Origin of the sequence: Sphingobium sp. (assembly GCF_049304695.1) — a bacterium.
Lineage (GTDB): Bacteria > Pseudomonadota > Alphaproteobacteria > Sphingomonadales > Sphingomonadaceae > Sphingobium.
The window spans coordinates 66,639-88,398 of the sequence record NZ_JBAQOK010000096.1; the positions used below are offsets into that span (position 1 = coordinate 66,639).

Here is a 21,760-nt window from a genome sequence, read left to right on the forward strand (position 1 = left end):
GGGATGCGCGCCCTTCACCTGATCATACGCCGTTTCCTTGTGTGGGGCAGCATCATTGCTTTTGCACTGTTGGCCTATGCCGTTCTGCGCCAGAGGCCGCAGGATTTGCCATGGACCGATCTGGATCTGAACCAGCCGATCGGCCTGTTCACCGGGCGTAAGCTGGCGGCGCTGACGGAGGATAGCACTCTGTGCAAGGCGCTGCTGGACCGGGCGGGCGTGGACTATGTCGCGATGAAGCCGGGCGGAAGCGGGCAATGCACCTATGCCGACGCTGTGCGGTTGCGGGGCGATGCGGACGCCATCGCGCTGTCGCCTGTATCGGTCGCGCCGTCCTGCCCGGTGGTCGCTGCGCTCAAGCTGTGGGAATGGCAAGTGGTGCAGCCTGCTGCGCAGCGCATCTATGGCCAGCCGATCGCGCGCATCCGCCATTTCGGCAGCTATAGTTGCCGCCGCATCTATGGTCGTAGCCAGGGCGATTTCAGCGAACATGCGACGGCGGATGCGCTGGACGTTGCCGCCTTCGTGCTGGCGGACGGGCGGCAGGTCAGCGTGCTGAAAGACTGGAAGGGAACGGGTAAGGACGCTGATTTCCTGCGCGCGGTGCGGGACGGGGCGTGCGGTCTGTTTTCGACTGTCCTGTCGCCCGATTATAACAAGGCGCATCGGGACCATTTTCATCTGGATCAGGCGGAGCGGGGGGCGATGGGTGGACGGGCATGCCGGTAGTAAGATTCTCCCTGTCGCGTAGCGATGGGGAGGTGGCTGCGCGACAGGGAGGATATTACTGGCCGAAGCCGCTTTCCCGCGCCAATGTCACGGCCTCGCGAGCGGCAGCCAGGAGGGCGCCGCTCTTGGCCTCGCATTCGCGCTGTTCATATTCGGCGGTGGAGTCGGCGACGATGCCTGCGCCCGCCTGCACATGCATGACGCCGTCTTTCAGCACGGCAGTGCGCAGGACGATGCAACTGTCCATATTGCCGTCCGGCCCGAAATAGCCCACGCCCCCGGCATAGGCACCGCGCGTTTCGGGTTCGAGTTCAGCGATGATCTGACACGCGCGGACCTTGGGCGCCCCGGATACGGTGCCAGCCGGGAAGCCAGCGAACAGCGCGTCGATCGCGTCCTTGTCGGGCGACAGGCGGCCCACGACGTTGGACACGATGTGCATGACGTGGCTATAAAATTCGACGCTGTAGCTGTCTGTCACGGTCACGCTGCCAGCGGTCGCCACCCGGCCTACATCGTTGCGGCCAAGGTCGAGCAGCATGAGGTGTTCCGCGCGTTCCTTGGGATCGGCGAGCAGGCTTTCGCGGTTGGCGGCGTCCTCCACAGCGTTCTTGCCGCGTGGGCGCGTACCAGCGATCGGGCGGATCGTGACTTCGCCGTCGCGCGCGCGTACCAGAATTTCCGGACTGGACCCGATCAGCGCGAAGCCGGGCAGGTCGAGATAATAGAGGAAGGGCGAGGGGTTGATCCGCCGCAACGCGCGATAGAGAGCAATGGGCGGCAGGGTAAAGGGGCTGGTGAAGCGCTGGGCCAGCACGACCTGAAAAATGTCGCCCGCGACGATATAGTCCTTTGCCCTATCGACCATGGCGGCATAGCTGCCCGGCTCCAGCACCGGCGTCACGGCGACATCGGCGATGTCGGCGGGGGCCGGCGTTGCGGGTAGTGGCGCGGCGAGGCGCGCGGCTGTCGCGTCGATCCGTTCCAGTGCCTGATCGATGGCCTGATCTGCGTCGGCAAAGCTGCCCTTCCAAACCGGGGCGACCAGATACAGGGCGTCGGCCAGCCGGTCGAACACCAGAATGACGGTGGGCCGCACGAACAGCATGTCGGGCAGCGCGATAGGGTTGTCAGCCGGACGCGGCAATTTTTCGACCAGTCCAACAGTTTCATAACCGAAATAGCCGACCAGACACGCCAGCGCGGCGGGTAGCGCGGGATCCATGTCGGCCCGGCATTCAGCGACGAGTGCGCGCAGGGCCATGAGGGCGTCTTCAGGCTGGGTAACGAAGGCGTCACGGTCAGTCGCCCAATGGCGGTTGATCTGCGCCTCATGCCCTTGCGCGCGGAAGACAAGATCGGGGGCGAGGCCGATCAGGCTATGTCGCCCGCGCACTGCGCCGCCCTCCACCGATTCCAGCAGGAAGTCGCCGCGATCGGCTTCGAACAATTTGAGCGCGGCGGAAATGGGTGTGTCGGTGTCGGCGATCTGTCGCCGCCATACCAGCGCGGAATCCCCCCGCGCCAGCGCGTCACGCGCAGCGGTGACGCCGTCATTCCCCGCCGTCGCGACCATGTTACTGGCCGCCGCTATTGTTAGCCGACAGAGCCGCGCGCAATTGCGTTATGGCCTGCGGATTGCGGGTGACGCCCAGTTCCTTTTCGACGGCACGACCGAATTGCTCGCCATATTCCTGACCCACCACGTCGGCGAGCTGATCGCGGACCTGACCCAGCAATTGCGGCTGGGTCTTGGCGTCGCCGCGCTGAATGGCATTCAGCTGCACGACGAAATAACCGCGACCTTGACTGATGGGCAAGGTCTTGACCGTGCCCTGCGCCATGGAGAACAGGATGGCGACTTCGGCTGGCGGGCGTTGTTCGCCACGCATCAGGTCGGCGCGGCGGCCGCCCAGCACCTGCGGCGCGGGCAGCTTTACGCCTGCTGCTGCTATGGCATCGGCCAACTTCGTTCCCTTGGCGACCTTGGCGCGAATATCTTCGGCCAGCTTTTTCGCCTTCTCATTGCCTGCGTTCAGCTTGTACTGCGCAACGACTAGCGTCCTGACCTTGGCCAGCGGCGGCGGCGCGGCGGAGACGATTTCGCCCGGCGCTATAAGGGCATAGCGCTTATCTGGCGTGATCGGCACCAGTTGCGCGTCATCGTCGGCGCTCATGCCGAATACGGGAGCGAGCAGCGGCTGTACGTCAGCCGGGGCGACATAGGCCTGATCCTCAACCTGCTTACCGCTGGACACCAGCAACGGGCTTGTTTCCAGCTTCAGACCGTTATCCTTGATCACTTCGTCGAACGTGCCGCCGTCCGCAATCTGGTCTTCCAGCTTGCCGGTGAACTCGGTCAGCAGCGTTTTTTCTTTCTGCGCGCGCAGCGTTTCGACCAGTTCGCCACGCACGGCGTCCAGTGATCTGGCGGCGGTCGTGTTGATCGCGGTGACGCGCAACACGACCCAGCCCAGCGATCCGCGCACCGGCCCGGCCAGGTCGCCCTGCTTAGCAGTAAAGGCGGCGTCAGCGACTGCCTTGCCCGTCGAAGCTGTCAGTGCGGACTGGCTCTGGTCGGACAGTGTCGCAACGGCAAGGCCCGCGCTCCTGGCGGCTTCCGCAAGGGATTTGCCACCCTTCACCTGCGTGGCGATGGCGTTGGCGGCGGCCTGCGTGGGCAGCACGAGCTGTTCGACGCTGCGGTTCTGCTTGGCGGCGTAGGTCGCCTTATTTTGATTATAGGCGGCGGAAATTTCCGCGTCGGTCGGTTGCGACGCCTGCGCGAAGCGGGCTGCGTCGATCACGGCGTAGCGGATGCGCCGCTGTTCGGGGATGGTAAAATGCTCAGCGTTGCGCTTGTAGAAATCGGCGAGCTGCGCATCGCTGGGCTGCTTGTCGTCCAGGAAGGCGACGGCGGGGATGGCCGCAATGGTGCCCTGACGCGCTTCGAGCAGCAGCGAGGCATAGGGCAGGACCATCGAGTCGGATAGCTTGACCCCCAGGCCGACGGGCGCCAGCATCTGGCGTTGCAGGATTTCGCGGCTGATGTCGTCACGCAGCGCCTGTTCGGTCAATCGTTCGCGCGTCAGAAGCGCACGGAAACTTTCCTGGCTGAAATTGCCGGCCGCATCCTGAAATGCCGGAATCTGCGCGATCTGCGCATCGACCAGTCGCTTGCTGATATGCACGCCCTGATCGTCGGCAAAGGCGCGCAGCGTCAGTGATGCGACGAGCTGGTCGAACACCTGGCTTGCGCCGCCCTGCGCCAGAAATTCGGCAATTGTCAGTGCAGGATTGGAACGGCGGGCATTTTCGAACACGCGCTGGACCCGGTCCTGAAACTCGGTCTGGGTCAGGCGCTGACCGTTCGCCTTGGCCGCTGTGCCGCCGCCACCGCCCAGGCTATTGCCGAACTGGCCGCCCGTCAGGTCGCCAAGGATGAAGGCGGCGGCAATAACGCCCAGGAACAGGATCGCGAAGATCGCGCCGAATTTGGATTTGATGAAGCGGCGAAAGACAGCAAGCATGAATATGTCCGAACAACAGGCGTTATGGCGGCACGCTGTAAGCGCGGAAGCGCGCGGCGGCAAGGCTTGGGCTGGACAAATGCGTGAGTGCCGTCCATCCGATCCGTCAAGCACCCTCTTCTCTTTGGAGGAGATCCCTCGGACCCATGGTTCGGGCGCGAAAAGGGAGGGCGCGACGTGCAGCAATAATAGTCAAAAGGGAATAGATTGATGGGCAGGCGCAAGCTGGTTGTCGGCAATTGGAAAATGAACGGGATGCGCGCGCATCTGGAAGAAGTGGAGGCGATCGGACGAGTGGCCGCGGCGCATCCGGCGGTGGATGTGGGCCTTTGCCTGCCCGCCACGCTGATCATGGCGGGGTCGGAACGGCGCGGCGCGGCGTTCATCGGCGGGCAGAATTGCCACATGGACATCAGCGGCGCCTATACCGGTTCGCTGTCGGCGGAGATGCTGGCCGAAGCGGGGGCGACCTGGGTCATCACCGGTCATAGCGAACGGCGTGAAGCGCGCGGCGAAACTGATGCCGACATTGCCGCCAAGTCGGTCGCCGCGCACGAGGCGGGGATCAACGTCATCCTGTGTGTGGGGGAGACCATTGACATTCGGGACGCCGGACAGGCGGAGGATGTGGTGTCCGCGCAGTTGCTGGCTTCGTTGCCCGAAGGTGCGTCGGCCGACTGGCTGGCTGTCGCCTATGAACCGATCTGGGCGATCGGAACGGGGCGTATCCCCACGATGGAGGCGGTCGCGTCTATGCACGCGGCTCTGCGCGCGGCGCTGGCCAGCCGGATCGGCGCGGAAGCGGACGCGGTGCGCATCCTCTATGGCGGGTCGATGAATGGCGACAATGCGGCGGACCTGATGAGAATCGCCGACGTGGACGGCGGGCTGGTCGGTGGCGCGAGCCTGAGCGCGGCGAAATTCGCGCCGATCATCGAGGCTGCGGATGGCGCGCTGGCGGCTGCTGCGGCCTGAATAAATTAACCCCTCCCTTTCAAGGGAGGGGAAGAAAGGCGCGGTTGCCCCCGCGCTCCATCGTCGCTATGTGCGCCGCAACCAACCTCTTTGTCCTGGACAGAAAACCGCTCGCATGTTCACATTTCTTCTCGTCGTGCAGGCCATCGTGGCCGCCCTGCTGGTCACCGTCATTCTGATGCAGAAGTCGGAAGGCGGCGGTCTGGGCGTGGGCGGCAGCCCGGCGGGCTTCATGTCGGCACGCGGCGCGGCGGATTTTCTGACCCGGTCCACCACCATCCTGGCGACCATTTTCGTGAGCCTGTCGATCGTGATGGCAGTGATCGCGTCGGTGCGGCATGCACCCAGCGACATCGACACGTCGCTGGTGAAACAGGCGCCCGCGACGCAGGGCGCGCCAGCGACCGGCAATGCGGACCCGCTGGCGGGCGCGGCTGATTCGGCGAGCAATGCCGCAGCGGCCAACGGCGCGGTTCCGCTCGCCAACTAAACCGCTCACCGATTATTTCGATCTTTTTTAAGCGTGCGTGGATTCGCGCGCTTGCCCTTTGCTGTTCCGAAAGGCTAACCCTTCACTCCCATGGCGCGGTATATATTCATCACCGGCGGCGTGGTCTCCTCGCTTGGAAAAGGCCTCATGGCCGCATCCCTTGCAGCGCTGCTGCAAGCGCGTGGCTATCGCGTCCGCATTCGGAAATTCGATCCTTACCTCAACGTTGATCCGGGCACGATGTCGCCCTATCAACATGGCGAAGTCTATGTGACCGACGACGGCGCGGAAACCGACCTGGACCTTGGTCATTATGAACGCTTTACCGGCGTTTCGGCGCGGCAAAGCGACAATGTGACGCAGGGCCGCGTCTATCAGACGATCATCCAGCGCGAACGGCGCGGCGATTATCTGGGCGCCACGGTGCAGGTCATCCCGCACGTCACCGACGAGATCAAGGCGTTCGCGCTGGCCGACATCGAAGACCTGGATTTCGTCTTGTGTGAAATCGGCGGGACGGTGGGCGACATCGAATCGCTGCCTTTCATGGAGGCGATCCGTCAGTTGCATAACGACCTGGATCGCGGGCAATCGATCTTCGTTCATGTGACGTTGGTCCCTTATATCGCGGCTGCGGGCGAATTGAAGACCAAGCCCACGCAGCATAGTGTGCGCGAATTGACATCGCTGGGCATACAGCCCGACATATTGCTGTGCCGCTGCGAACATCCGCTGCCCGACAGCGAACGGCGCAAGATCGCGCTATTCTGTAACGTGCGGCCCGAAGCGGTCATCCCTGCGCTCGACGCGAGCAGCATTTACGCCGTGCCGGTACAATATCATGCCGAGGGACTGGACCGCGAAGTGTTGCGCGCGTTCGGCATCGCTGATGAAGCCCCATTCGCGCTCGACCGCTGGACCGACATCATGGACCGGCAGCAGAACCCCGAAGGCGAAGTCACGATTGGTGTCGTGGGCAAATATGTCGGCCTGCTCGACGCCTATAAATCGCTGCACGAAGCGCTGCACCATGGCGGGTTCGCCAACCGGGTGAAGGTCAACATCAAGTGGATCGACGCTGAACTGTTCGAGGAAGAGGGGGCGGACATCGCCACCGGCCTGGAACCCATGCATGGAATTCTGGTCCCCGGCGGCTTTGGCGTGCGCGGATCAGAGGGCAAGATCAGTTCGGTCCGTTTTGCGCGTGAACGTGGCGTTCCATTCTTTGGTATATGTTTGGGTATGCAGATGGCCTGCATTGAGGGTGCGCGGAATACGGCAGGCATCGCGCAGGCTTCGACCACAGAATTTGGCGAAACCAGCGAGCCGGTCGTCGGTCTCATCACCGAATGGATGGGCAAGGAAGGGTTGCAGAAACGCACTGCCGACACCGATCTAGGCGGCACGATGCGTCTGGGCGCTTATCCCGCCAAGCTGACCGGCAATAGCGTGGTCGCGGGCATTTACGGTACGGACAACATCAGCGAACGGCATCGTCATCGCTATGAGGTCAATGCGGGCTATCGCGAGCCACTGGAAAAGGGCGGCCTGATCTTTTCGGGCATGTCGCCTGACGGGATGCTGCCCGAGATTGTGGAGCGGCCCGACCATCCCTGGTTCGTGGGCGTGCAGTTCCACCCCGAACTGAAATCCAAGCCATTCGACCCGCATCCTTTGTTCGCCAGTTTTATCGAAGCTGCGGTGAAGCAGAGTCGGTTGGTTTAGACATCCGTTGCGGGAGAAGCCGGGATTTGGCGTTGACGTGCGCGTCTTCTCTCCTGAGACCGCAGCTTTCGGGGGGTGACGATCACAGGTGCGTCATCCCGGACTTGATTCGGGATCCCGCTTTTCTTTTCAAAAGTCGCAGAAGAAGCGAGACCCCGGATCAAGTCCGGGGTGACGTATTGATGATACGCTATTCTCCACCGGCCAAGGCAATTACCCCGCAGGTGTCAGTTTCAACAAACGGCCCTGCGATCCGTCTCCGCCATCTTCCAGCACCCAGAGCGCGCCGTCTGGTCCTTGCTCGACTTCGCGGATGCGCGCGCCCATGTCCCACTGGTCGGCTTTGGCCGCCTTGTCCCCGTCCAGCTTGACGCGCACGAGGCTCTGGCTCGACAGGCCACCTATGAACAGCGATCCCTTCCACGCGGGGAACAGGTCGCCCGAATAATAGATCAGCCCGCCGGGCGAGATCACCGGGTTCCAACTGACTTTGGGCGCTTCGAAGCCATCGCCTGATTTATGGTCGGGGATGTCGCGGCCGTCATAATGGCTGCCGTTCGACGCCTTGGGCCAGCCATAGTTGAGGCCCGGTTTGATAAGGTTCACCTCGTCGCCGCCCTTTGGCCCCATTTCCTGCTCCCACAAGCGTCCGTCCTTGTCGAAGGCGATGCCGAGTAGGTTGCGATGGCCATAGGACCAGATGGCGGGGTTGAACCCCTTGGCCGCCAGCGGATTACCCGCGGCGGGTGTGCCGTCAAGGTTCAGGCGCAGCACCTTGCCCAGCGTCGATTTGGGATCCTGCGCGGGATCGAATTTCTGCCGCTCGCCATTTGTGAAAAAGAGATATTTCCCATCGGGAGAGAAAGCGATGCGGCCGGAATAATGGCCGTTGCCCTCGATATAGGGGGTGGCGCGGAAGATGACCTGCACCTTGTCTAGTTTCGTAGTGCCGTCGCTGGCCTGCGCGAACAGGCCCTTGGCCAACGCGACGCCCTTGCCGCCGTCCCGACTTTCCGAAAAGCTGAAATAGACGGCCTTATCCTGCGCAAAATTCGGCGATGGCACGACATCCATCAGCGCACCTTGACCCGCGCTATCGACCGCCGGGATGCCCGCGACAGGAATTTTCGTGCCGTTCTTGGGATCGAACAATATCATCTCGCCCTTCTTTTCCGTCACGAGCGCGCGGCCATCGGGCAGGAAAGTCATGGCCCAGGGCGAATCGAAATCGCCGACGATCGACGTTTTGAATGGCTTGGCAGATGCGGACGCGGCGTCTTGCCCCGTGGCGTTGTCGGCTGAGCAGGCGATGAGGATCAGGGGCAGGGTGGCAATAAAGGCGCGCATTGGGGTTACTCCATTCGGGCTAAGGGCTTCGACGTCGCGCAGCCCGAACCGTTAGAATACAGCAGGACGAATAATGTTGCAGCTTTCCCGCTTCCTGCCTATATCAGCATTGCTTCCTTACATCGTCAAACATGTCAGGGCCGCAAGCGGATCGCTTGCGGCACGGTTAAGCGCATATATTGTACGGAGATTGCATGGCGGACATCGCCGCACTGACAGCTTTGATCGAACCTGAGGCGAAGGCTCTGGGCTTCGACCTTGTGCGCGTGAAGCTGTTCGGGTCGGGCGACGATCGCACGCTTCAGATCATGGCCGAGCGCCCCGAAACCAAGCAGTTGGTGATCGAGGATTGCGCCGCCCTGTCGCGTCGCCTGTCCGATCTGTTCGATGAGGTCGATCCGATCGAGGAAGCCTATCGGCTGGAGGTCAGTTCGCCCGGCATCGACCGTCCGCTCACCCGCCTGCACGACTTTGTCGAATGGGGCGGGTTTGAAGCGCGCATCACCGTGACTGAGGCCGTGGAGGGTCGCAAGACTTTCAAGGGCATGCTTGGCGGGGTCGAGGGCGAAGACATATTGTTCAAGGATACGAAGGCCGGTGAGGTCGTCATTCCTTTCGCTTTGATAGACGGTGCCAAGCTGGTGCTGACCGACGCATTAATTTCTGCTACCATGCCGCTGTCTTCCGAAGGCGCGGACGAAATCGAAAACGAAGGATAAGGGTTCTTTCCATGGCCAACGCCATTTCCGCCAACAGGGCCGAACTGATCGCCATCGCCAATTCGGTGGCGTCCGAAAAGATGATCGACAAAGCGATCGTCATCGAGGCGATGGAAGACGCCATCCAGCGCGCTGCGCGCGCACGTTATGGCGCGGAAAACGATATTCGCGCCAAGCTGGACCCGGATACCGGCGATCTGCGTCTGTGGCGCGTCGTTGAAGTGGTCGATCTGGTCGAGGATTATTTCAAGCAGGTCGATATCAAGGCCGCGCAGAAGCTGCAAAAGGACGCTGTCGTCGGCGACTTCATCGTAGATCCGCTGCCCCCGATCGACTTGGGCCGTATCGACGCGCAGTCGGCCAAGCAGGTCATATTCCAGAAGGTCCGCGACGCAGAGCGCGAGCGCCAGTTCGAGGAATTTAAAGATCGCGTGGGTGAAATCATCACCGGCGTCGTCAAGTCGGTCGAGTTTGGCCACGTGGTCGTGAACCTGGGCCGCGCCGAAGGCGTCGTGCGCCGCGATCAGCAGATACCTCGCGAAGTCGTTCGCGTCGGCGATCGCATCCGGTCGGTCGTTTTGAACGTGCGCCGCGAAAATCGCGGACCGCAGATTTTCCTGTCTCGCGCGCATCCCGACTTCATGAAGAAGCTGTTCGCGCAGGAAGTCCCCGAAATCTACGACGGTGTCATCACCATCATGGCCGCCGCTCGCGATCCGGGCAGCCGCGCCAAGATCGGCGTCATCAGTCGCGATTCGAGCATCGATCCGGTCGGTGCATGCGTGGGTATGAAGGGCAGCCGCGTGCAGGCTGTCGTGCAGGAAATGCAGGGCGAAAAGATCGATATCATCCCTTGGTCGGAAGATACCGCGACCTTCGTCGTCAATGCGCTGCAGCCCGCACAGGTCAGCCGCGTCGTCATCGATGAGGAAGAAGAGCGTATCGAAGTGGTCGTCCCCGACGATCAACTGTCGCTCGCCATCGGCCGCCGTGGCCAGAATGTCCGTCTCGCTAGTCAGTTGACCGGCAAGGCGATCGACATCATGACCGAAGCCGACGCAAGCGAGAAGCGCCAGAAGGAATTCGTCAGCCGTTCCGAACTGTTCCAGAACGAACTGGACGTGGACGAAACGCTGTCGCAGCTGCTGGTGGCCGAAGGCTTTGGCGAGCTGGAAGAAGTCGCCTATGTCAGCATCGACGAACTGGCCTCGATCGAAGGCTTTGACGATGATCTGGCCGGCGAATTGCAGAGCCGGGCGCTGGAAGCGCTGGATCGCCGTGAGGCGGCTTCGCGCGAAGAGCGTCAGGCATTGGGTGTCGAGGATGCGCTGGCCGAAATCCCGCATCTAACCGAAGCCATGCTGGTGACGCTGGGCAAGGCAGGCATCAAGACGCTGGACGATCTGGCTGATCTGGCTACCGACGAACTGGTACAGAAGAAGCGCGTCGATCAGCGTCGTCGCAAAAGCGAAACGACCGAGGACAAGGGCGGCATCCTTTCGGCCTATGGTCTGTCGGATGAGCAGGGCAATGAGATCATCATGGCTGCGCGGGCGCACTGGTTTGAAGGCGAGGAAGCATAAGACCAGATGCCTTTCGTTGATATCCGTCTGGCTGGAAGTGCGACCCGTGAGCAGAAAGCTGCGCTGGTCGCCGACATCACCCAGTCGCTCGTAGAGCGGCTGGGGAAGCCTGCGGCTGCCGTGCAGATCAATATCACGGAACTTAGCTTGGAAAATTACGGGGCTGGCGGTCAGTTGATCGCCGATCGCGCGCCCAGCCCGGCGGCTGCCCTCTCATCAAGGGAGGACGCCAATGCTGCGGTCTCTCCCCAATGAGCCTTTAGCCGCCCATCACAGCGTCGGGGTTGCCAGACCATCCGTTTTCGCGGAGGGGCAGTCATGACCGAACGCAAATGCATATTAACCGGCGATCGCGCCGACCCCGACACGCTGATCCGTCTGGCGATCGGGCCGGAAGGCCAGGTGTTGCCCGACGTCCGTGCCAAGGCACCGGGTCGTGGGGCATGGATAGGCGTCACGCGCACGGACCTGGAAACCGCGCTGGCCAAGGGCAAGCTGAAAGGTGCCATCGCGCGTTCGTTCAAGGATGGCGCGTTGCAAATCGACGCCGACTTGCCCGAACGGATCGAGATGGCGCTGCGGCAGGATATGCTCAGTCGGCTGGGGCTGGAAGCGCGCGGAGGCATGTTGCTGACGGGATCTGAAAAGATCGATACCGCCTGTCGCAAGGGGCTGGTCAAATTGCTGCTCCACGCTGCAGACGCGGCGGCCGACGGCAACCGCAAATTGGATCAGGCGCTGCGCGTGGGACAGGATGCTGAAGGCACGGATCTTGCCGGTGTCGTCTTGCCTGTGGACCGGGACGCCCTATCTATGGCAATGGGGCGCGACAATGTCGTCCATATTGCGGTAACCGACTCGCGCGCGGCTTTACGCCTGCGCGCAGCGCTGGGCCGCTTGGAACACTATCTGGGTTGCGCCGTCGAGGCGCCCGCGCATGGGGAGCAAGGCTCCGCCCACGCGCTGGCGCACCAGACCGTATGGAATGATATGCCGGACTCAGCGCCGGTCGAAGATGAAGTGAAGGGTTAAGTTCAGTCGTATGAGTGACAGCAAGGAAGACAAGCCGGTTCTGGGTCGCAAGCCTTTGGGCATCAAGCGGACCGTGGAATCAGGCCAGGTGCAGCAGCAGTTCAGCCATGGCCGCAAGAATACGGTCGTGGTCGAAGTGAAGCGTCGCCGCGTTCTGGGCAAGCCGGGTGAAGCCACCGCTGGTGCGCCCGCTGTCGCGCCGCAGGCCGATCCCGTCGCTGCGCCTGCTGCCGCCGCGCCCCGTCCCGCTGCACCGCCGCCACAGCAGCGCGCGCCGCAGCCTGCCCCCGTGCGTCAGGCGCCACCACAAAGCCTGATGTCGCGTCAGGAATTGCAGGCCAAGTTGCTGCGGGAGGCTGAAGAAGCCCGCATGAACGCGCAGGAAGATGCGCGCCGTCGTGAAGATGCAGCACGTCTGGCCGCCACCGAAAACGAAAAGCGCCGGATCGAGGAAAGCCGTCTGGCCGCGGAAGCTGCCCAGAATGCGCCCGCTGAGACTGTAGTCGAACCGTCTGCGCCTGCCGCTCCCGTGGTCGAAGCCGTCGCGGCTCAAGACGTAGCGCCAGTGGCTGCGGAAACGCCAGCGCAGGACGAAGCGCCCGCCGCCGCCACGACCGCCGCGTCGCCGCCGCCGCGCCGCTTCACCCCGGTTACGCCGGTCAAGCGTCCTGAACCGGCCAAGCCGGATCGGAACAAGAAGGGCGCCGACGATCGTCGCCAGTCTGGCAAGCTGACCGTCACCAAGGCATTGGCCGATGACGATAGCGCCCGTGCGCGCAGTCTGGCCGCGCTCAAGCGCGCCCGTGAAAAGGAACGCCGTGCCCATTATGCCGGTGGTGCGAACAAGGCGCGTGACAAGCAGGTCCGCGATGTTGTGGTGCCTGAAGTTATTACCGTGCAGGAATTGGCCAATCGTATGGCCGAAAAGGGCGCGGACCTGGTCAAATCGCTGTTCAAGATGGGTCAGGCGGTCACGCTGAACCAGCCGATCGATCAGGATACGGCAGAACTGCTGGTCGAGGAATTCGGCCATCGCATCCAGCGCGTGTCCGAATCCGACGTGGAAATCGGGATAGAGGGTGAGGCCGATGCGGTCGAAACGCTCCAGTCTCGTCCGCCTGTCGTCACGATCATGGGCCATGTCGATCACGGCAAGACCTCGCTGCTCGACGCGCTGCGCGGGACCGATGTGGTCGCAGGCGAAAGCGGCGGCATTACCCAGCATATCGGCGCCTATCAGGTGAAGACGAAGAGTGGCGATCTCATCACCTTCCTCGACACGCCGGGCCATGAAGCCTTTTCCGAAATGCGTGCGCGCGGTGCGAACGTGACCGACATCGTCATCCTGGTGGTAGCGGCCGACGATGGTCTGATGCCGCAGACGATCGAGGCGATCAACCACACCAAGGCTGCGGGCGTGCCGATGATCGTGGCGATCAACAAGTGCGACAAGCCCGGCGCCAATCCGCAAAAGGTGCGTGAACGGTTGTTGAGCGAGGAAATCGTCGTCGAAGATATGGGCGGCGACGTTCAGGATGTGGAGGTTTCCGCGCTCAAGAAGACTGGCCTCGACGAACTGATCGAGAAAATCCTGCTTCAGGCCGAACTGATGGAATTGACCGCAAACCCCGATCGCGCTGCAGAAGGTAATGTGATCGAGGCGCAGCTGGACAAGGGCCGTGGCGCTGTTGCCACCGTGCTGGTCCGCAAGGGCACGCTCAAGGTCGGCGACACCTTCGTCATCGGCGCGGAAAGCGGCAAGGTCCGTGCGCTGGTCAATGACAAGGGCGTGCAGGTCAAGTCCGCCGGTCCTTCGACGCCTGTCGAGGTTCTGGGCCTGTCGGGCGTGCCTATGGCAGGCGACCAGATGACGGTCGTGGAAAATGAAGCTCGTGCCCGCGAAGTGGCAGCCTATCGCCAGGAACAGATCACCCGCAAACGCACCACCAGCGCGCCGACCAGCTTTGAACATCTGTTCTCGGCGCTCAATACCACGATGATCGAATATCCGGTCGTCATCCGTGGTGACGTGCAGGGGTCCGTCGAAGCGATCGTGAGTGCGCTCAACCGCATTTCGACCGACGAGATCAAGGTGCGGATACTAAGCTCCGGCGTGGGTGCGATCACTGAAAGCGACGTGACGCTGGCTGCGGCCAGCCGTGCGCCGCTGATCGGCTTCAACGTGCGGCCCAATGCCAAGGCACGGCCGCTGGCGGTACGGGAGAAAATCTCGCTGCGCTATTATGACGTGATCTACGACCTTCTGGAAGAAGTCCGTGGTGAAATGGCGGGCCAGTTGGCGCCCGAACGCATCGAAACGATCGTTGGTCGGGCCGAAGTGCTTCAGGTGTTCCCTGCGGGCAAGAAAGACAAGGCGGCCGGCCTGCTGGTGCAGGAAGGCATCATCCGCAAGGGGCTGTCGGCACGGCTTACCCGTTCGGACGTCATCGTTTCGCAAACCAACATCGCCTCGCTGCGGCGCTTCAAGGACGATGTGTCCGAAGTGCGGGCCGGCATGGAGTGCGGCGCGGTCCTGCTCGACACCAACGACATCAAGTCCGGCGATATGCTGGAACTGTTCGAGGTCGAAGAGCGTCAGCGCACGCTGTGATAGGAAAGACATGGCTCCGGCATTGGCCGGGGCCATGGGGATGATATATGTCCAGTCGAACTGAAGGTCAGACCGTCCGCCTGCTGCGCGTGGGTGAACAGGTGCGCCATATCTTGTCGGAAATCCTGGCGCGCGGAGACGTGCATGACGATGTGCTGGCCAGCCATGTCGTGAGCGTGACGGAAGTGCGGATGTCGCCCGACCTGCGTCACGCCACCGCCTTCATCAAGCCGCTGTTGGGCAAGGACGAGGAAGCGGTGCTCAAGGCGCTACGCACCAACACCGCCTATTTGCAGCGCGAAGTCGCCGGTCGGGTTAGCATGAAATATGCTGCGAAGCTGAAATTCCTGGCCGACGATAGTTTCGACGAAGGCAGTCACATCGACAAGCTGCTGCGCGCGCCCAAGGTTGCGCAGGATCTCATCAAGGATGAACAAGGCGAAGATTAATTGCCGCATGACGGTGATGCGTCATCACGCTCACTTCATCAGGCGCTCTTGATCGGCGGAGCATTGCCTTGGCCTTCGACCGGCCGCCCCGGTCAAAACGAGTGTCCTTGGCGGAAGCTCTTTTATCCGCCATGCTCCGCTTTTACGCTGTTATTCCCTTCATGTTGGGCACGGGTTCAGCGGACTGACGGCGTTCTTGGCCGTGTGTGTAAAAGGGGGTGGCATGATGCGGAAAATATGGCTGTTGGGTGCGTCTGCAGTTCTGGCCAGTCTATCGCCAGCCTTCGCTCGGGAACCCGCCATACATCCCGCCGTCATCAGCGATCCGGCACCGGATGCGACCTATCCTGCCGGGATGGACGCTTTTGTGATTCCGGCCGAAGGTGGCGCGATGAATGCGGTTCTGTATCGGGCGGCGGGGGCAGGGCTACATCCTGCTCTACTGCTGCTCCACGGTTTCCCCGGTAACGAGCAGAATCTGGACCTGGCGCAGGCCGCGCGGCGGGCTGGGTGGCATGTTCTGACCCTGCATTATCTTGGTTCTTGGGGCAGTCCGGGCAGTTTTTCCTTCGAACATGCGTCGCAGGATGCCTTTACTGCGCTGCAATTTCTCCAAGCGCCCGCAACGGTGGCCAAATATCGCATCGATACCAGCGCGATCGTGGTGGCCGGGCATAGTATGGGTGGCTTTATGGCGGCGGATGCGGCCGCTGCGGAACCGCGCGTCGCTGGCCTGTTCCTGATCGACCCATGGGATCCCTCGCAAACTGCAGCGATTCTTGCGACTCCGGCAGGGGAAGCCGACTGGAAGGCGGAAGTGGCGGGCGACCTGCCGCCGCTATCGGGCGCGACTTACGATAGCCTGACGGCGGAGATCAGGGGCAATAGCGAAAAGTTCGATCTTGGCCGCCAGCTTGCAGGATATGGTCGCCGACCACTGACGATATTGGGCGCGGAAAAGGGCATCGGGGCGCAGGCGCGCAAGGTCGCTGCCGATGCGCAGGCAGCCAATCCGTCGGCGCGGTTGATGGTCTGGCCCACCGATCACAGCTTTTCCGACAAGCGGATCGCGTTGGCTGATGCGCTGGTGCGCTTCCTGTCCGGCGTTGCGCCGAGCATCCGGTAAGAGGTCGGGAGATGGCCAAGCTCTATTTTTATTATAGCTCGATGAATGCGGGCAAATCGACCACGCTGCTGCAATCCAGTTTCAATTATCAGGAACGGGGCATGGCGACGATGCTGTGGACCGCCGCGATCGACGATCGCTACGGTCATGGCCGGGTGGTGTCGCGTATCGGGCTGGGGGCGGAGGCGCATCTGTTCGATCCGCAGGTCGATCTGTTCGCCGCCGTCGCGCGCCAGCATGCGGCCACGCCCCTGTCCTGCGTGCTGGTGGACGAAGCGCAGTTTTTGACCAAGGGTCAGGTGTGGCAACTGGCGGGCGTTGCCGATCGGATTGGCGTGCCGGTGCTATGCTACGGACTGCGCACCGATTTTCAGGGCGAATTGTTTGAGGGTAGCGCGCATCTTCTGGGGCTGGCTGATACGCTCAGCGAGATCAAGACCGTGTGCGATTGCGGGCGCAAGGCGACGATGAACCTGCGCGTCGATGCACAGGGACGAGCGATCAGGCAAGGCGTACAAACGGAGATTGGCGGCAATGACCGCTATGTCGCCCTGTGCCGCCGCCATTTCGCTGAGCAGATGGGCATGGCAACTTAGGCGATAGTTTTGATCCATGTCGGCAGGTCCGCCAGCGCTGCCAATTGGGTGAAGCGCTGATGGTCGGACGGCGCGTTCGCGCTTTCATGCGACCATGCGCCATCCTGCGGAATGAAGGCGGCCCAGGCACCGGCCGCCAGCGCGGGCAGAATATCCGATCGCATGGAATCGCCCGCCATCACCGCGTTTTGCGGAGCAACTTCAAATCGCGCGAAGAGGGCGCGAAATATATCGGGGTTCTTGTCGCTGACGATCTGGATGCCCGAAAACAGGTCACCCAAGCCTGATGCCGCCAGTTTGCTTTCCTGATGCAGCAGGTCGCCCTTGGTCACCAGCACGAGCGGCGCAATGTCCGCCAGTGTGCGGAGCGTATTCTCCACTCCATCGAATAGCTCGACTGGATGGCCTAGCAGCGCCCGACCTGCCGCCAATATGTCCCGGATGGTCGCTGTCGGCAGGGAATCGCCAGCGAGCTCCACAGCTGTTTCGATCATCGACAGCGTGAACCCTTTCGCGCCATAGCCATAGAGCGGCAGGTTGCGCGTTTCGCAGGCGATCAACCGCTCGCGCGTCACATCCTCCTGCGCAAATGGGCGCAGCATATCGAGCAGCGCATTCTCTGTGGCGTTGAAATGGCGCATGTTGTGCCAAAGCGTATCGTCAGCGTCGAGGCAGATGAGTTTGATCGTCATGTAAGGCCATGTAACGCGGCGTGGGTCGTGGCGAAATAGCCCATGTGCGGATAAGGGCTGACAGCGCGGGGCGAGAGGGCTAAGGCCCGCCGCCATGCACGGCTGGATCATCCTCGACAAACCCCATGGCCTTGGCTCGACCCAGGCGGTCGCTGCGGTCAAGCGCGCGCTGCGCGACAGCGGCGCTGGCAAGTGCAAGGTCGGCCATGGCGGCACGCTTGATCCGCTGGCGACCGGTGTCCTGCCGATCGCGGTGGGGGAGGCTACGAAGCTGGCCGGGCGGATGCTCGACAGCGACAAGATTTACGACTTCACTGTGGCATTCGGTGCGCAGACAGATACGCTGGACCTCGAAGGAAAGGTGATCGCGACGAGCGACGTGCGTCCGACGCTGGCGCAGGTAGAGGCCGTGTTGTCGCGCTTTGTCGGCCCGATCGAGCAGTCACCGCCTGCCTATAGCGCGATCCTGATCGACGGGCAGCGCGCCTATGACCTTGCCCGCAAGGGGGGGGAGGAGGTGGCGATGAAGATGCGCGACGTGACGGTTCATAGCCTTACCCTGAAATCCTCCCCTGCAAGGGGAGGGGGACCGGCGGAGCCGGTGGAGGGGTTCGACCAGGTTCAACTGCCCCCGGCAGTTGAAGGTCATGCCGGGGGCATGACCGACCTGATCGACCCTATCGAGAGCGGGACACCCCTCCGTCAGGGTTGCGCCCTGCCACCTCTCCTTGCAGGGGAGGATTTGGATGCCGTCACCCTTACTGCTCACGTCTCGAAAGGCACCTACATCCGCTCCCTCGCTCGCGACATCGCGATGGCGCTGGGAACGGTGGGCCATGTCACCATGTTGCGGCGAGTGAAGGCGGGGCCGTTCACGCTGCAAACCGCGATTTCGCTGGACAAATTGCGCGATGCTGCTAACGAGCGCGGCATCGGCGAGTTGATGCTCCCGTTGACGGCGGGGCTGGACGACATCCCGGCTCTCCCCGTCTCACCCGATCAGGCACTGATGCTCCGACAGGGGAAAGTGCTGACCGGGATCGCTGCTGCCGCTGGCCTGCATCTGGCGATCGACGGGCAAATGCCTGTCGCGCTGGTCGAAGTTCAGGACGGAGAAATCCGGGTAGTGCGCGGTTTTAACCTGATGTCGAAGGAAGACGACTAGATGACGATTACTGCCGAGCGCAAGGAAGCGCTGATCAAGGAATATGCCCGCGCTGAGGGTGACACCGGTTCGCCGGAAGTCCAAGTTTCGATCCTGACCGAACGGATTGTCAACCTGACCGAGCATTTCAAGGGTCACCACAAGGATAATCACAGCCGTCGTGGTCTGCTGATGATGGTCAACAAGCGTCGTTCGCTGCTGGACTATCTCAAGAAGAAGGATCAGGCACGCTATGTCGACCTGATCGGCAAGCTGGGCCTGCGTAAGTAAGCCAATCGTTCGGCCCGCTTCGGCGGGCCGATTACGTATTGGGTTATCCCGACGAAAGTCGGGTTCTAGCGGAACGGGCGCATCGCGCCGGTTCAAACCATGAAACTGGACCCCGGTCTTCATCGGGGAACAGTTATCTGGCTGCTCCACAATTCGGTGGGGTGGCAGACATTTGGGGGGTACTCCCCCACGCCGTTTGCTCAGGGCGAACGGAGGAGAGTGAACCGCTCTCCAATCATGGGTCATGCGACCCACCAAAGGCCCCGCCCGGCAATAGGGCCGATGCGGGCGAAGGAAAAAACTTTATGTTCGATGTTAAAAAAGTTTCGATAGAACTGGCCGGCAAGACGCTGACCCTCGAAACCGGTCGTATTGCGCGTCAGGCTGATGCTGCCGTGCTGGCCACCTATGGCGAAACCGTGGTGCTGTGCGCCGTGACCGCCGCCAAGTCGGTGAAGGAAGGCCAGGACTTTTTCCCGCTGACCGTTCACTATCAGGAAAAATATTCTGCCGCTGGCCGTATCCCCGGTGGCTTTTTCAAGCGTGAGCGCGGCGCGACGGAAAAGGAAACACTGGTTTCCCGCCTGATCGACCGTCCGCTCCGTCCGCTGTTCCCCGAAGGCTTCTACAACGAAATCAACGTCATCGCTCAGGTGCTGTCGTTTGATGGCGAAAGCGAGCCTGACATGGTGGCGATGATCGCCGCGTCGGCTGCGCTGACGCTGTCGGGCGTGCCTTTCATGGGTCCGGTTGGCGCCGCGCGCGTCGGCTACAAGGATGGCGAATATCAGCTCAACCCGTCGCTGGACGAAGTGAAGACCGGCGAACTCGATCTGGTCGTCGCGGCAACTTACGACGCAGTTATGATGGTCGAATCCGAAGCCAAGGAGCTGTCGGAGGAGGTCATGCTGGGCGCCGTCCTGTTCGCGCATGACGCGAGCAAGAAGATCATCGGAGCGATCATCCAGTTGGCAGAAAAAGCCGCCAAGGATCCTTGGGACATGGCCAAGAGCGATGATCTGGGCGACCTGAAGGCGAAGCTGAAGAAGCTGATCGGCAAGGATATTGCCGCCGCCTACAAGCTGACTGACAAGTCGGCCCGTTCCAATGCACTGAACGAAGCCCGCGCCAAGGCGAAGGCTAAGTTTACCGCTGATGGCCTCGACGCACAGACCGTGATGGCCGGCATCAAGCTGACCAAGAAGCTGGAAGCGGAAATCGTGCGCGGCGCCATCCTTAAGGACGGCAAGCGCATCGACGGCCGCACCACCACGCAGATCCGCCCGATCGAAGCGATGGTCGGCTTCCTGCCCCGCACCCATGGTTCGGCGCTGTTCACGCGTGGCGAAACGCAGTCCATCTGCACCACCACGCTGGGCACCAAGGACGCTGAGCAGATGATCGACGGCCTGACCGGCCTGCATTATGAAAACTTCATGCTGCATTATAACTTCCCGCCCTATTCTGTCGGTGAAGTCGGTCGTTTCGGCGCGCCGGGTCGTCGTGAAGTGGGTCATGGCAAGCTCGCATGGCGTGCGCTGCACCCCGTGCTGCCGAGCAAGGACGAGTTTCCCTACACGATCCGCGTTCTGTCGGACATCACCGAGTCGAACGGTTCTTCATCGATGGCGACCGTCTGCGGCGGCTCGCTGTCCATGATGGACGCCGGTGTGCCGTTGAAGCGCCCCGTGTCCGGCATCGCCATGGGCCTGATTCTGGAAGGCAAGGACTTTGCCGTCCTGTCCGACATATTGGGTGACGAAGATCATCTGGGCGACATGGACTTCAAGGTCGCGGGTACGTCCGAAGGCATCACCACGATGCAGATGGACATCAAGATTGCGGGCATCACGCGCGAAATCTTTGAAGCTGCCCTGACCCAGGCGAAGGAAGGCCGCGCGCATATCCTTGGCGAAATGGCCAAGGCGCTGGACAGCACGCGCAGCGAACTGTCCGCTCATGCTCCGCGCATCGAAACGTTGCAGATAGACAAGGCGAAAATTCGCGAAGTCATCGGCACCGGCGGTAAGGTCATTCGTGAAATCGTCGCCGAAACCGGCGCGAAGGTCGATATTGATGATGAAGGTCTGATCAAGATCAGCTCGTCCGACCCGGCGCAGATCGAAGCGGCCCGCAAGTGGATTTTGGGCATCACGCAGGAAGCGGAAGTCGGTAAGGTCTATGACGGCAAGGTCGTCAACATCGTCGATTTCGGTGCCTTCGTGAACTTCATGGGTGGCAAGGACGGCCTCGTCCACGTGTCCGAAATGAAGAATGAGCGCGTGGAAAAGCCCACCGACGTCGTGTCGGAAGGCCAGGACGTGAAGGTCAAGGTTCTGGAAATCGATCCGCGCGGCAAGGTTCGCCTGTCGATGCGCGTCGTCGATCAGGAAACCGGCGAAGAACTGGAGGACACCCGTCCTGCCCGTGAAGCACGCGAACCGCGTAGCGACCGTGGCGATCGTGGTCCACGCCGTGATGGTGGCGGCGGCGAAGGCCGTGGCCCGCGTCGCGAGGGTGGCGACCGCAGTCGTGGTCCGCGCCGCGATGGCGGAGACCGTGGTCCTCGTCGTGAACGCAGCGAAGGCGGCAATGACGACGGCCCGGCACCCGGTGGTCTGCCTGACTTCCTGACGCAGGACTGATCGTCCTCGCCAGCAATTAAAAAAGGGGCGTCCGGTGATCCGAGCGCCCTTTTTTGTTACGCGCTTTCCATCCACT

The 21,760-nt window shown here is 62.0% G+C and carries 19 protein-coding genes; 15 read left to right on the forward strand and 4 right to left on the reverse strand.

Annotated features, from left to right (window positions below):
- The first annotated feature begins 3 nt into the window (after positions 1-3).
- The gene (locus tag WA070_RS19700; RefSeq protein ID WP_422635610.1) at positions 4-729 is read left to right on the forward strand and encodes an extensin family protein; all 726 of its coding nucleotides are present in this window, start codon (positions 4-6) and stop codon (positions 727-729) included.
- A 55-nt stretch (positions 730-784) separates the two neighbouring features.
- On the opposite strand, the gene trpE is transcribed toward WA070_RS19700, so the two are convergent.
- Both trpE and WA070_RS19710 read right to left on the reverse strand, forming a co-directional pair.
- Positions 785-2,305 (reverse strand): anthranilate synthase component I, encoded by a 1,521-nt coding sequence (gene trpE / locus WA070_RS19705; RefSeq protein ID WP_422635611.1) that lies wholly within the window; start codon positions 2,303-2,305, stop codon positions 785-787.
- 1 nt (position 2,306) lies between these two features.
- Positions 2,307-4,259, reverse strand: coding sequence for a SurA N-terminal domain-containing protein (locus WA070_RS19710; RefSeq protein ID WP_422635612.1), 1,953 nt, complete (start codon positions 4,257-4,259; stop codon positions 2,307-2,309).
- Between the two features lie 210 nt (positions 4,260-4,469).
- On the opposite strand from WA070_RS19710, the gene tpiA reads away from it, so the two are divergent.
- The 3 genes from tpiA (at position 4,470) to WA070_RS19725 (ending at position 7,449) form a co-directional block, all read left to right on the forward strand.
- Positions 4,470-5,234 (forward strand): triose-phosphate isomerase, encoded by a 765-nt coding sequence (gene tpiA / locus WA070_RS19715; RefSeq protein WP_422635613.1) that lies wholly within the window; start codon positions 4,470-4,472, stop codon positions 5,232-5,234.
- Between the two features lie 115 nt (positions 5,235-5,349).
- Complete coding sequence (secG, locus tag WA070_RS19720) at positions 5,350-5,724, forward strand: preprotein translocase subunit SecG (protein WP_422635614.1); 375 nt, start codon at positions 5,350-5,352, stop codon at positions 5,722-5,724.
- Between the two features lie 90 nt (positions 5,725-5,814).
- Positions 5,815-7,449 carry a CTP synthase gene (locus tag WA070_RS19725; protein ID WP_422635615.1) on the forward strand — a complete coding sequence of 545 codons (1,635 nt, stop codon included), beginning with the start codon at positions 5,815-5,817 and terminating at the stop codon, positions 7,447-7,449.
- A 213-nt stretch (positions 7,450-7,662) separates the two neighbouring features.
- On the opposite strand, the gene WA070_RS19730 is transcribed toward WA070_RS19725, so the two are convergent.
- Positions 7,663-8,796 (reverse strand): PQQ-dependent sugar dehydrogenase, encoded by a 1,134-nt coding sequence (locus tag WA070_RS19730; RefSeq protein WP_422635616.1) that lies wholly within the window; start codon positions 8,794-8,796, stop codon positions 7,663-7,665.
- Positions 8,797-8,990: 194 nt separating this feature from the next.
- Here WA070_RS19730 and rimP point away from each other — a divergent pair, with 194 nt between their 5' ends.
- The 8 genes from rimP (at position 8,991) to WA070_RS19770 (ending at position 16,912) form a co-directional block, all read left to right on the forward strand.
- Entirely contained in the window at positions 8,991-9,515 is a 525-nt protein-coding gene (rimP, locus tag WA070_RS19735) for a ribosome maturation protein RimP (protein WP_422635617.1), read from the forward strand.
- An 11-nt stretch (positions 9,516-9,526) separates the two neighbouring features.
- Positions 9,527-11,098 (forward strand): transcription termination factor NusA, encoded by a 1,572-nt coding sequence (nusA, locus tag WA070_RS19740; RefSeq protein ID WP_422635618.1) that lies wholly within the window; start codon positions 9,527-9,529, stop codon positions 11,096-11,098.
- A gap of 6 nt (positions 11,099-11,104) precedes the next feature.
- Positions 11,105-11,353, forward strand: a complete 249-nt coding sequence (locus WA070_RS19745; protein ID WP_422635619.1) for a tautomerase family protein — start codon at positions 11,105-11,107, stop codon at positions 11,351-11,353.
- Positions 11,354-11,416: 63 nt separating this feature from the next.
- The gene (locus WA070_RS19750) at positions 11,417-12,130 is read left to right on the forward strand and encodes a DUF448 domain-containing protein (RefSeq protein WP_422635620.1); all 714 of its coding nucleotides are present in this window, start codon (positions 11,417-11,419) and stop codon (positions 12,128-12,130) included.
- A gap of 10 nt (positions 12,131-12,140) precedes the next feature.
- Positions 12,141-14,741 (forward strand): translation initiation factor IF-2, encoded by a 2,601-nt coding sequence (gene infB, locus WA070_RS19755; protein ID WP_422635621.1) that lies wholly within the window; start codon positions 12,141-12,143, stop codon positions 14,739-14,741.
- A gap of 47 nt (positions 14,742-14,788) precedes the next feature.
- Complete coding sequence (gene rbfA, locus WA070_RS19760; RefSeq protein WP_422635622.1) at positions 14,789-15,190, forward strand: 30S ribosome-binding factor RbfA; 402 nt, start codon at positions 14,789-14,791, stop codon at positions 15,188-15,190.
- Positions 15,191-15,416: 226 nt separating this feature from the next.
- Positions 15,417-16,316 carry an alpha/beta hydrolase family protein gene (locus WA070_RS19765; RefSeq protein WP_422635661.1) on the forward strand — a complete coding sequence of 300 codons (900 nt, stop codon included), beginning with the start codon at positions 15,417-15,419 and terminating at the stop codon, positions 16,314-16,316.
- A gap of 11 nt (positions 16,317-16,327) precedes the next feature.
- The gene (locus WA070_RS19770; protein ID WP_422635623.1) at positions 16,328-16,912 is read left to right on the forward strand and encodes a thymidine kinase; all 585 of its coding nucleotides are present in this window, start codon (positions 16,328-16,330) and stop codon (positions 16,910-16,912) included.
- On the opposite strand, the gene WA070_RS19775 is transcribed toward WA070_RS19770, so the two are convergent.
- Positions 16,909-17,604, reverse strand: coding sequence for an HAD family hydrolase (locus tag WA070_RS19775; protein WP_422635624.1), 696 nt, complete (start codon positions 17,602-17,604; stop codon positions 16,909-16,911). The genes WA070_RS19770 and WA070_RS19775 overlap by 4 nt on opposite strands.
- 94 nt (positions 17,605-17,698) lie before the next feature.
- Here WA070_RS19775 and truB point away from each other — a divergent pair, with 94 nt between their 5' ends.
- The 3 genes from truB to pnp all read left to right on the forward strand — a co-directional run bounded on the left by truB (position 17,699) and on the right by pnp (position 21,684).
- Positions 17,699-18,769, forward strand: coding sequence for a tRNA pseudouridine(55) synthase TruB (truB, locus tag WA070_RS19780; RefSeq protein ID WP_422635625.1), 1,071 nt, complete (start codon positions 17,699-17,701; stop codon positions 18,767-18,769).
- A complete protein-coding gene (gene rpsO, locus WA070_RS19785) occupies positions 18,770-19,039 on the forward strand; it encodes a 30S ribosomal protein S15 (RefSeq protein ID WP_188064922.1) in 270 nt (89 codons plus the stop codon). It begins immediately after the preceding gene.
- 305 nt (positions 19,040-19,344) lie between these two features.
- Positions 19,345-21,684 (forward strand): polyribonucleotide nucleotidyltransferase, encoded by a 2,340-nt coding sequence (gene pnp, locus WA070_RS19790; RefSeq protein ID WP_422635626.1) that lies wholly within the window; start codon positions 19,345-19,347, stop codon positions 21,682-21,684.
- The last annotated feature ends 76 nt before the right edge of the window (positions 21,685-21,760 follow it).

Coding starts and splice junctions, on each gene's coding strand:
- WA070_RS19710 (WP_422635612.1), bottom strand. CDS start 4,259: ATGCTTGCTGTCTTTCGCCGCTTCATCAAATCCAAATTCGGCGCGATC.
- nusA (WP_422635618.1), top strand. CDS start 9,527: ATGGCCAACGCCATTTCCGCCAACAGGGCCGAACTGATCGCCATCGCC.
- infB (WP_422635621.1), top strand. CDS start 12,141: ATGAGTGACAGCAAGGAAGACAAGCCGGTTCTGGGTCGCAAGCCTTTG.
- secG (WP_422635614.1), top strand. CDS start 5,350: ATGTTCACATTTCTTCTCGTCGTGCAGGCCATCGTGGCCGCCCTGCTG.
- rimP (WP_422635617.1), top strand. CDS start 8,991: ATGGCGGACATCGCCGCACTGACAGCTTTGATCGAACCTGAGGCGAAG.
- WA070_RS19730 (WP_422635616.1), bottom strand. CDS start 8,796: ATGCGCGCCTTTATTGCCACCCTGCCCCTGATCCTCATCGCCTGCTCA.
- WA070_RS19745 (WP_422635619.1), top strand. CDS start 11,105: ATGCCTTTCGTTGATATCCGTCTGGCTGGAAGTGCGACCCGTGAGCAG.
- trpE (WP_422635611.1), bottom strand. CDS start 2,305: ATGGTCGCGACGGCGGGGAATGACGGCGTCACCGCTGCGCGTGACGCG.
- WA070_RS19765 (WP_422635661.1), top strand. CDS start 15,417: ATGCGGAAAATATGGCTGTTGGGTGCGTCTGCAGTTCTGGCCAGTCTA.
- WA070_RS19750 (WP_422635620.1), top strand. CDS start 11,417: ATGACCGAACGCAAATGCATATTAACCGGCGATCGCGCCGACCCCGAC.
- WA070_RS19700 (WP_422635610.1), top strand. CDS start 4: ATGCGCGCCCTTCACCTGATCATACGCCGTTTCCTTGTGTGGGGCAGC.
- pnp (WP_422635626.1), top strand. CDS start 19,345: ATGTTCGATGTTAAAAAAGTTTCGATAGAACTGGCCGGCAAGACGCTG.
- rpsO (WP_188064922.1), top strand. CDS start 18,770: ATGACGATTACTGCCGAGCGCAAGGAAGCGCTGATCAAGGAATATGCC.
- tpiA (WP_422635613.1), top strand. CDS start 4,470: ATGGGCAGGCGCAAGCTGGTTGTCGGCAATTGGAAAATGAACGGGATG.
- WA070_RS19770 (WP_422635623.1), top strand. CDS start 16,328: ATGGCCAAGCTCTATTTTTATTATAGCTCGATGAATGCGGGCAAATCG.
- WA070_RS19775 (WP_422635624.1), bottom strand. CDS start 17,604: ATGACGATCAAACTCATCTGCCTCGACGCTGACGATACGCTTTGGCAC.
- rbfA (WP_422635622.1), top strand. CDS start 14,789: ATGTCCAGTCGAACTGAAGGTCAGACCGTCCGCCTGCTGCGCGTGGGT.
- WA070_RS19725 (WP_422635615.1), top strand. CDS start 5,815: ATGGCGCGGTATATATTCATCACCGGCGGCGTGGTCTCCTCGCTTGGA.
- truB (WP_422635625.1), top strand. CDS start 17,699: ATGCACGGCTGGATCATCCTCGACAAACCCCATGGCCTTGGCTCGACC.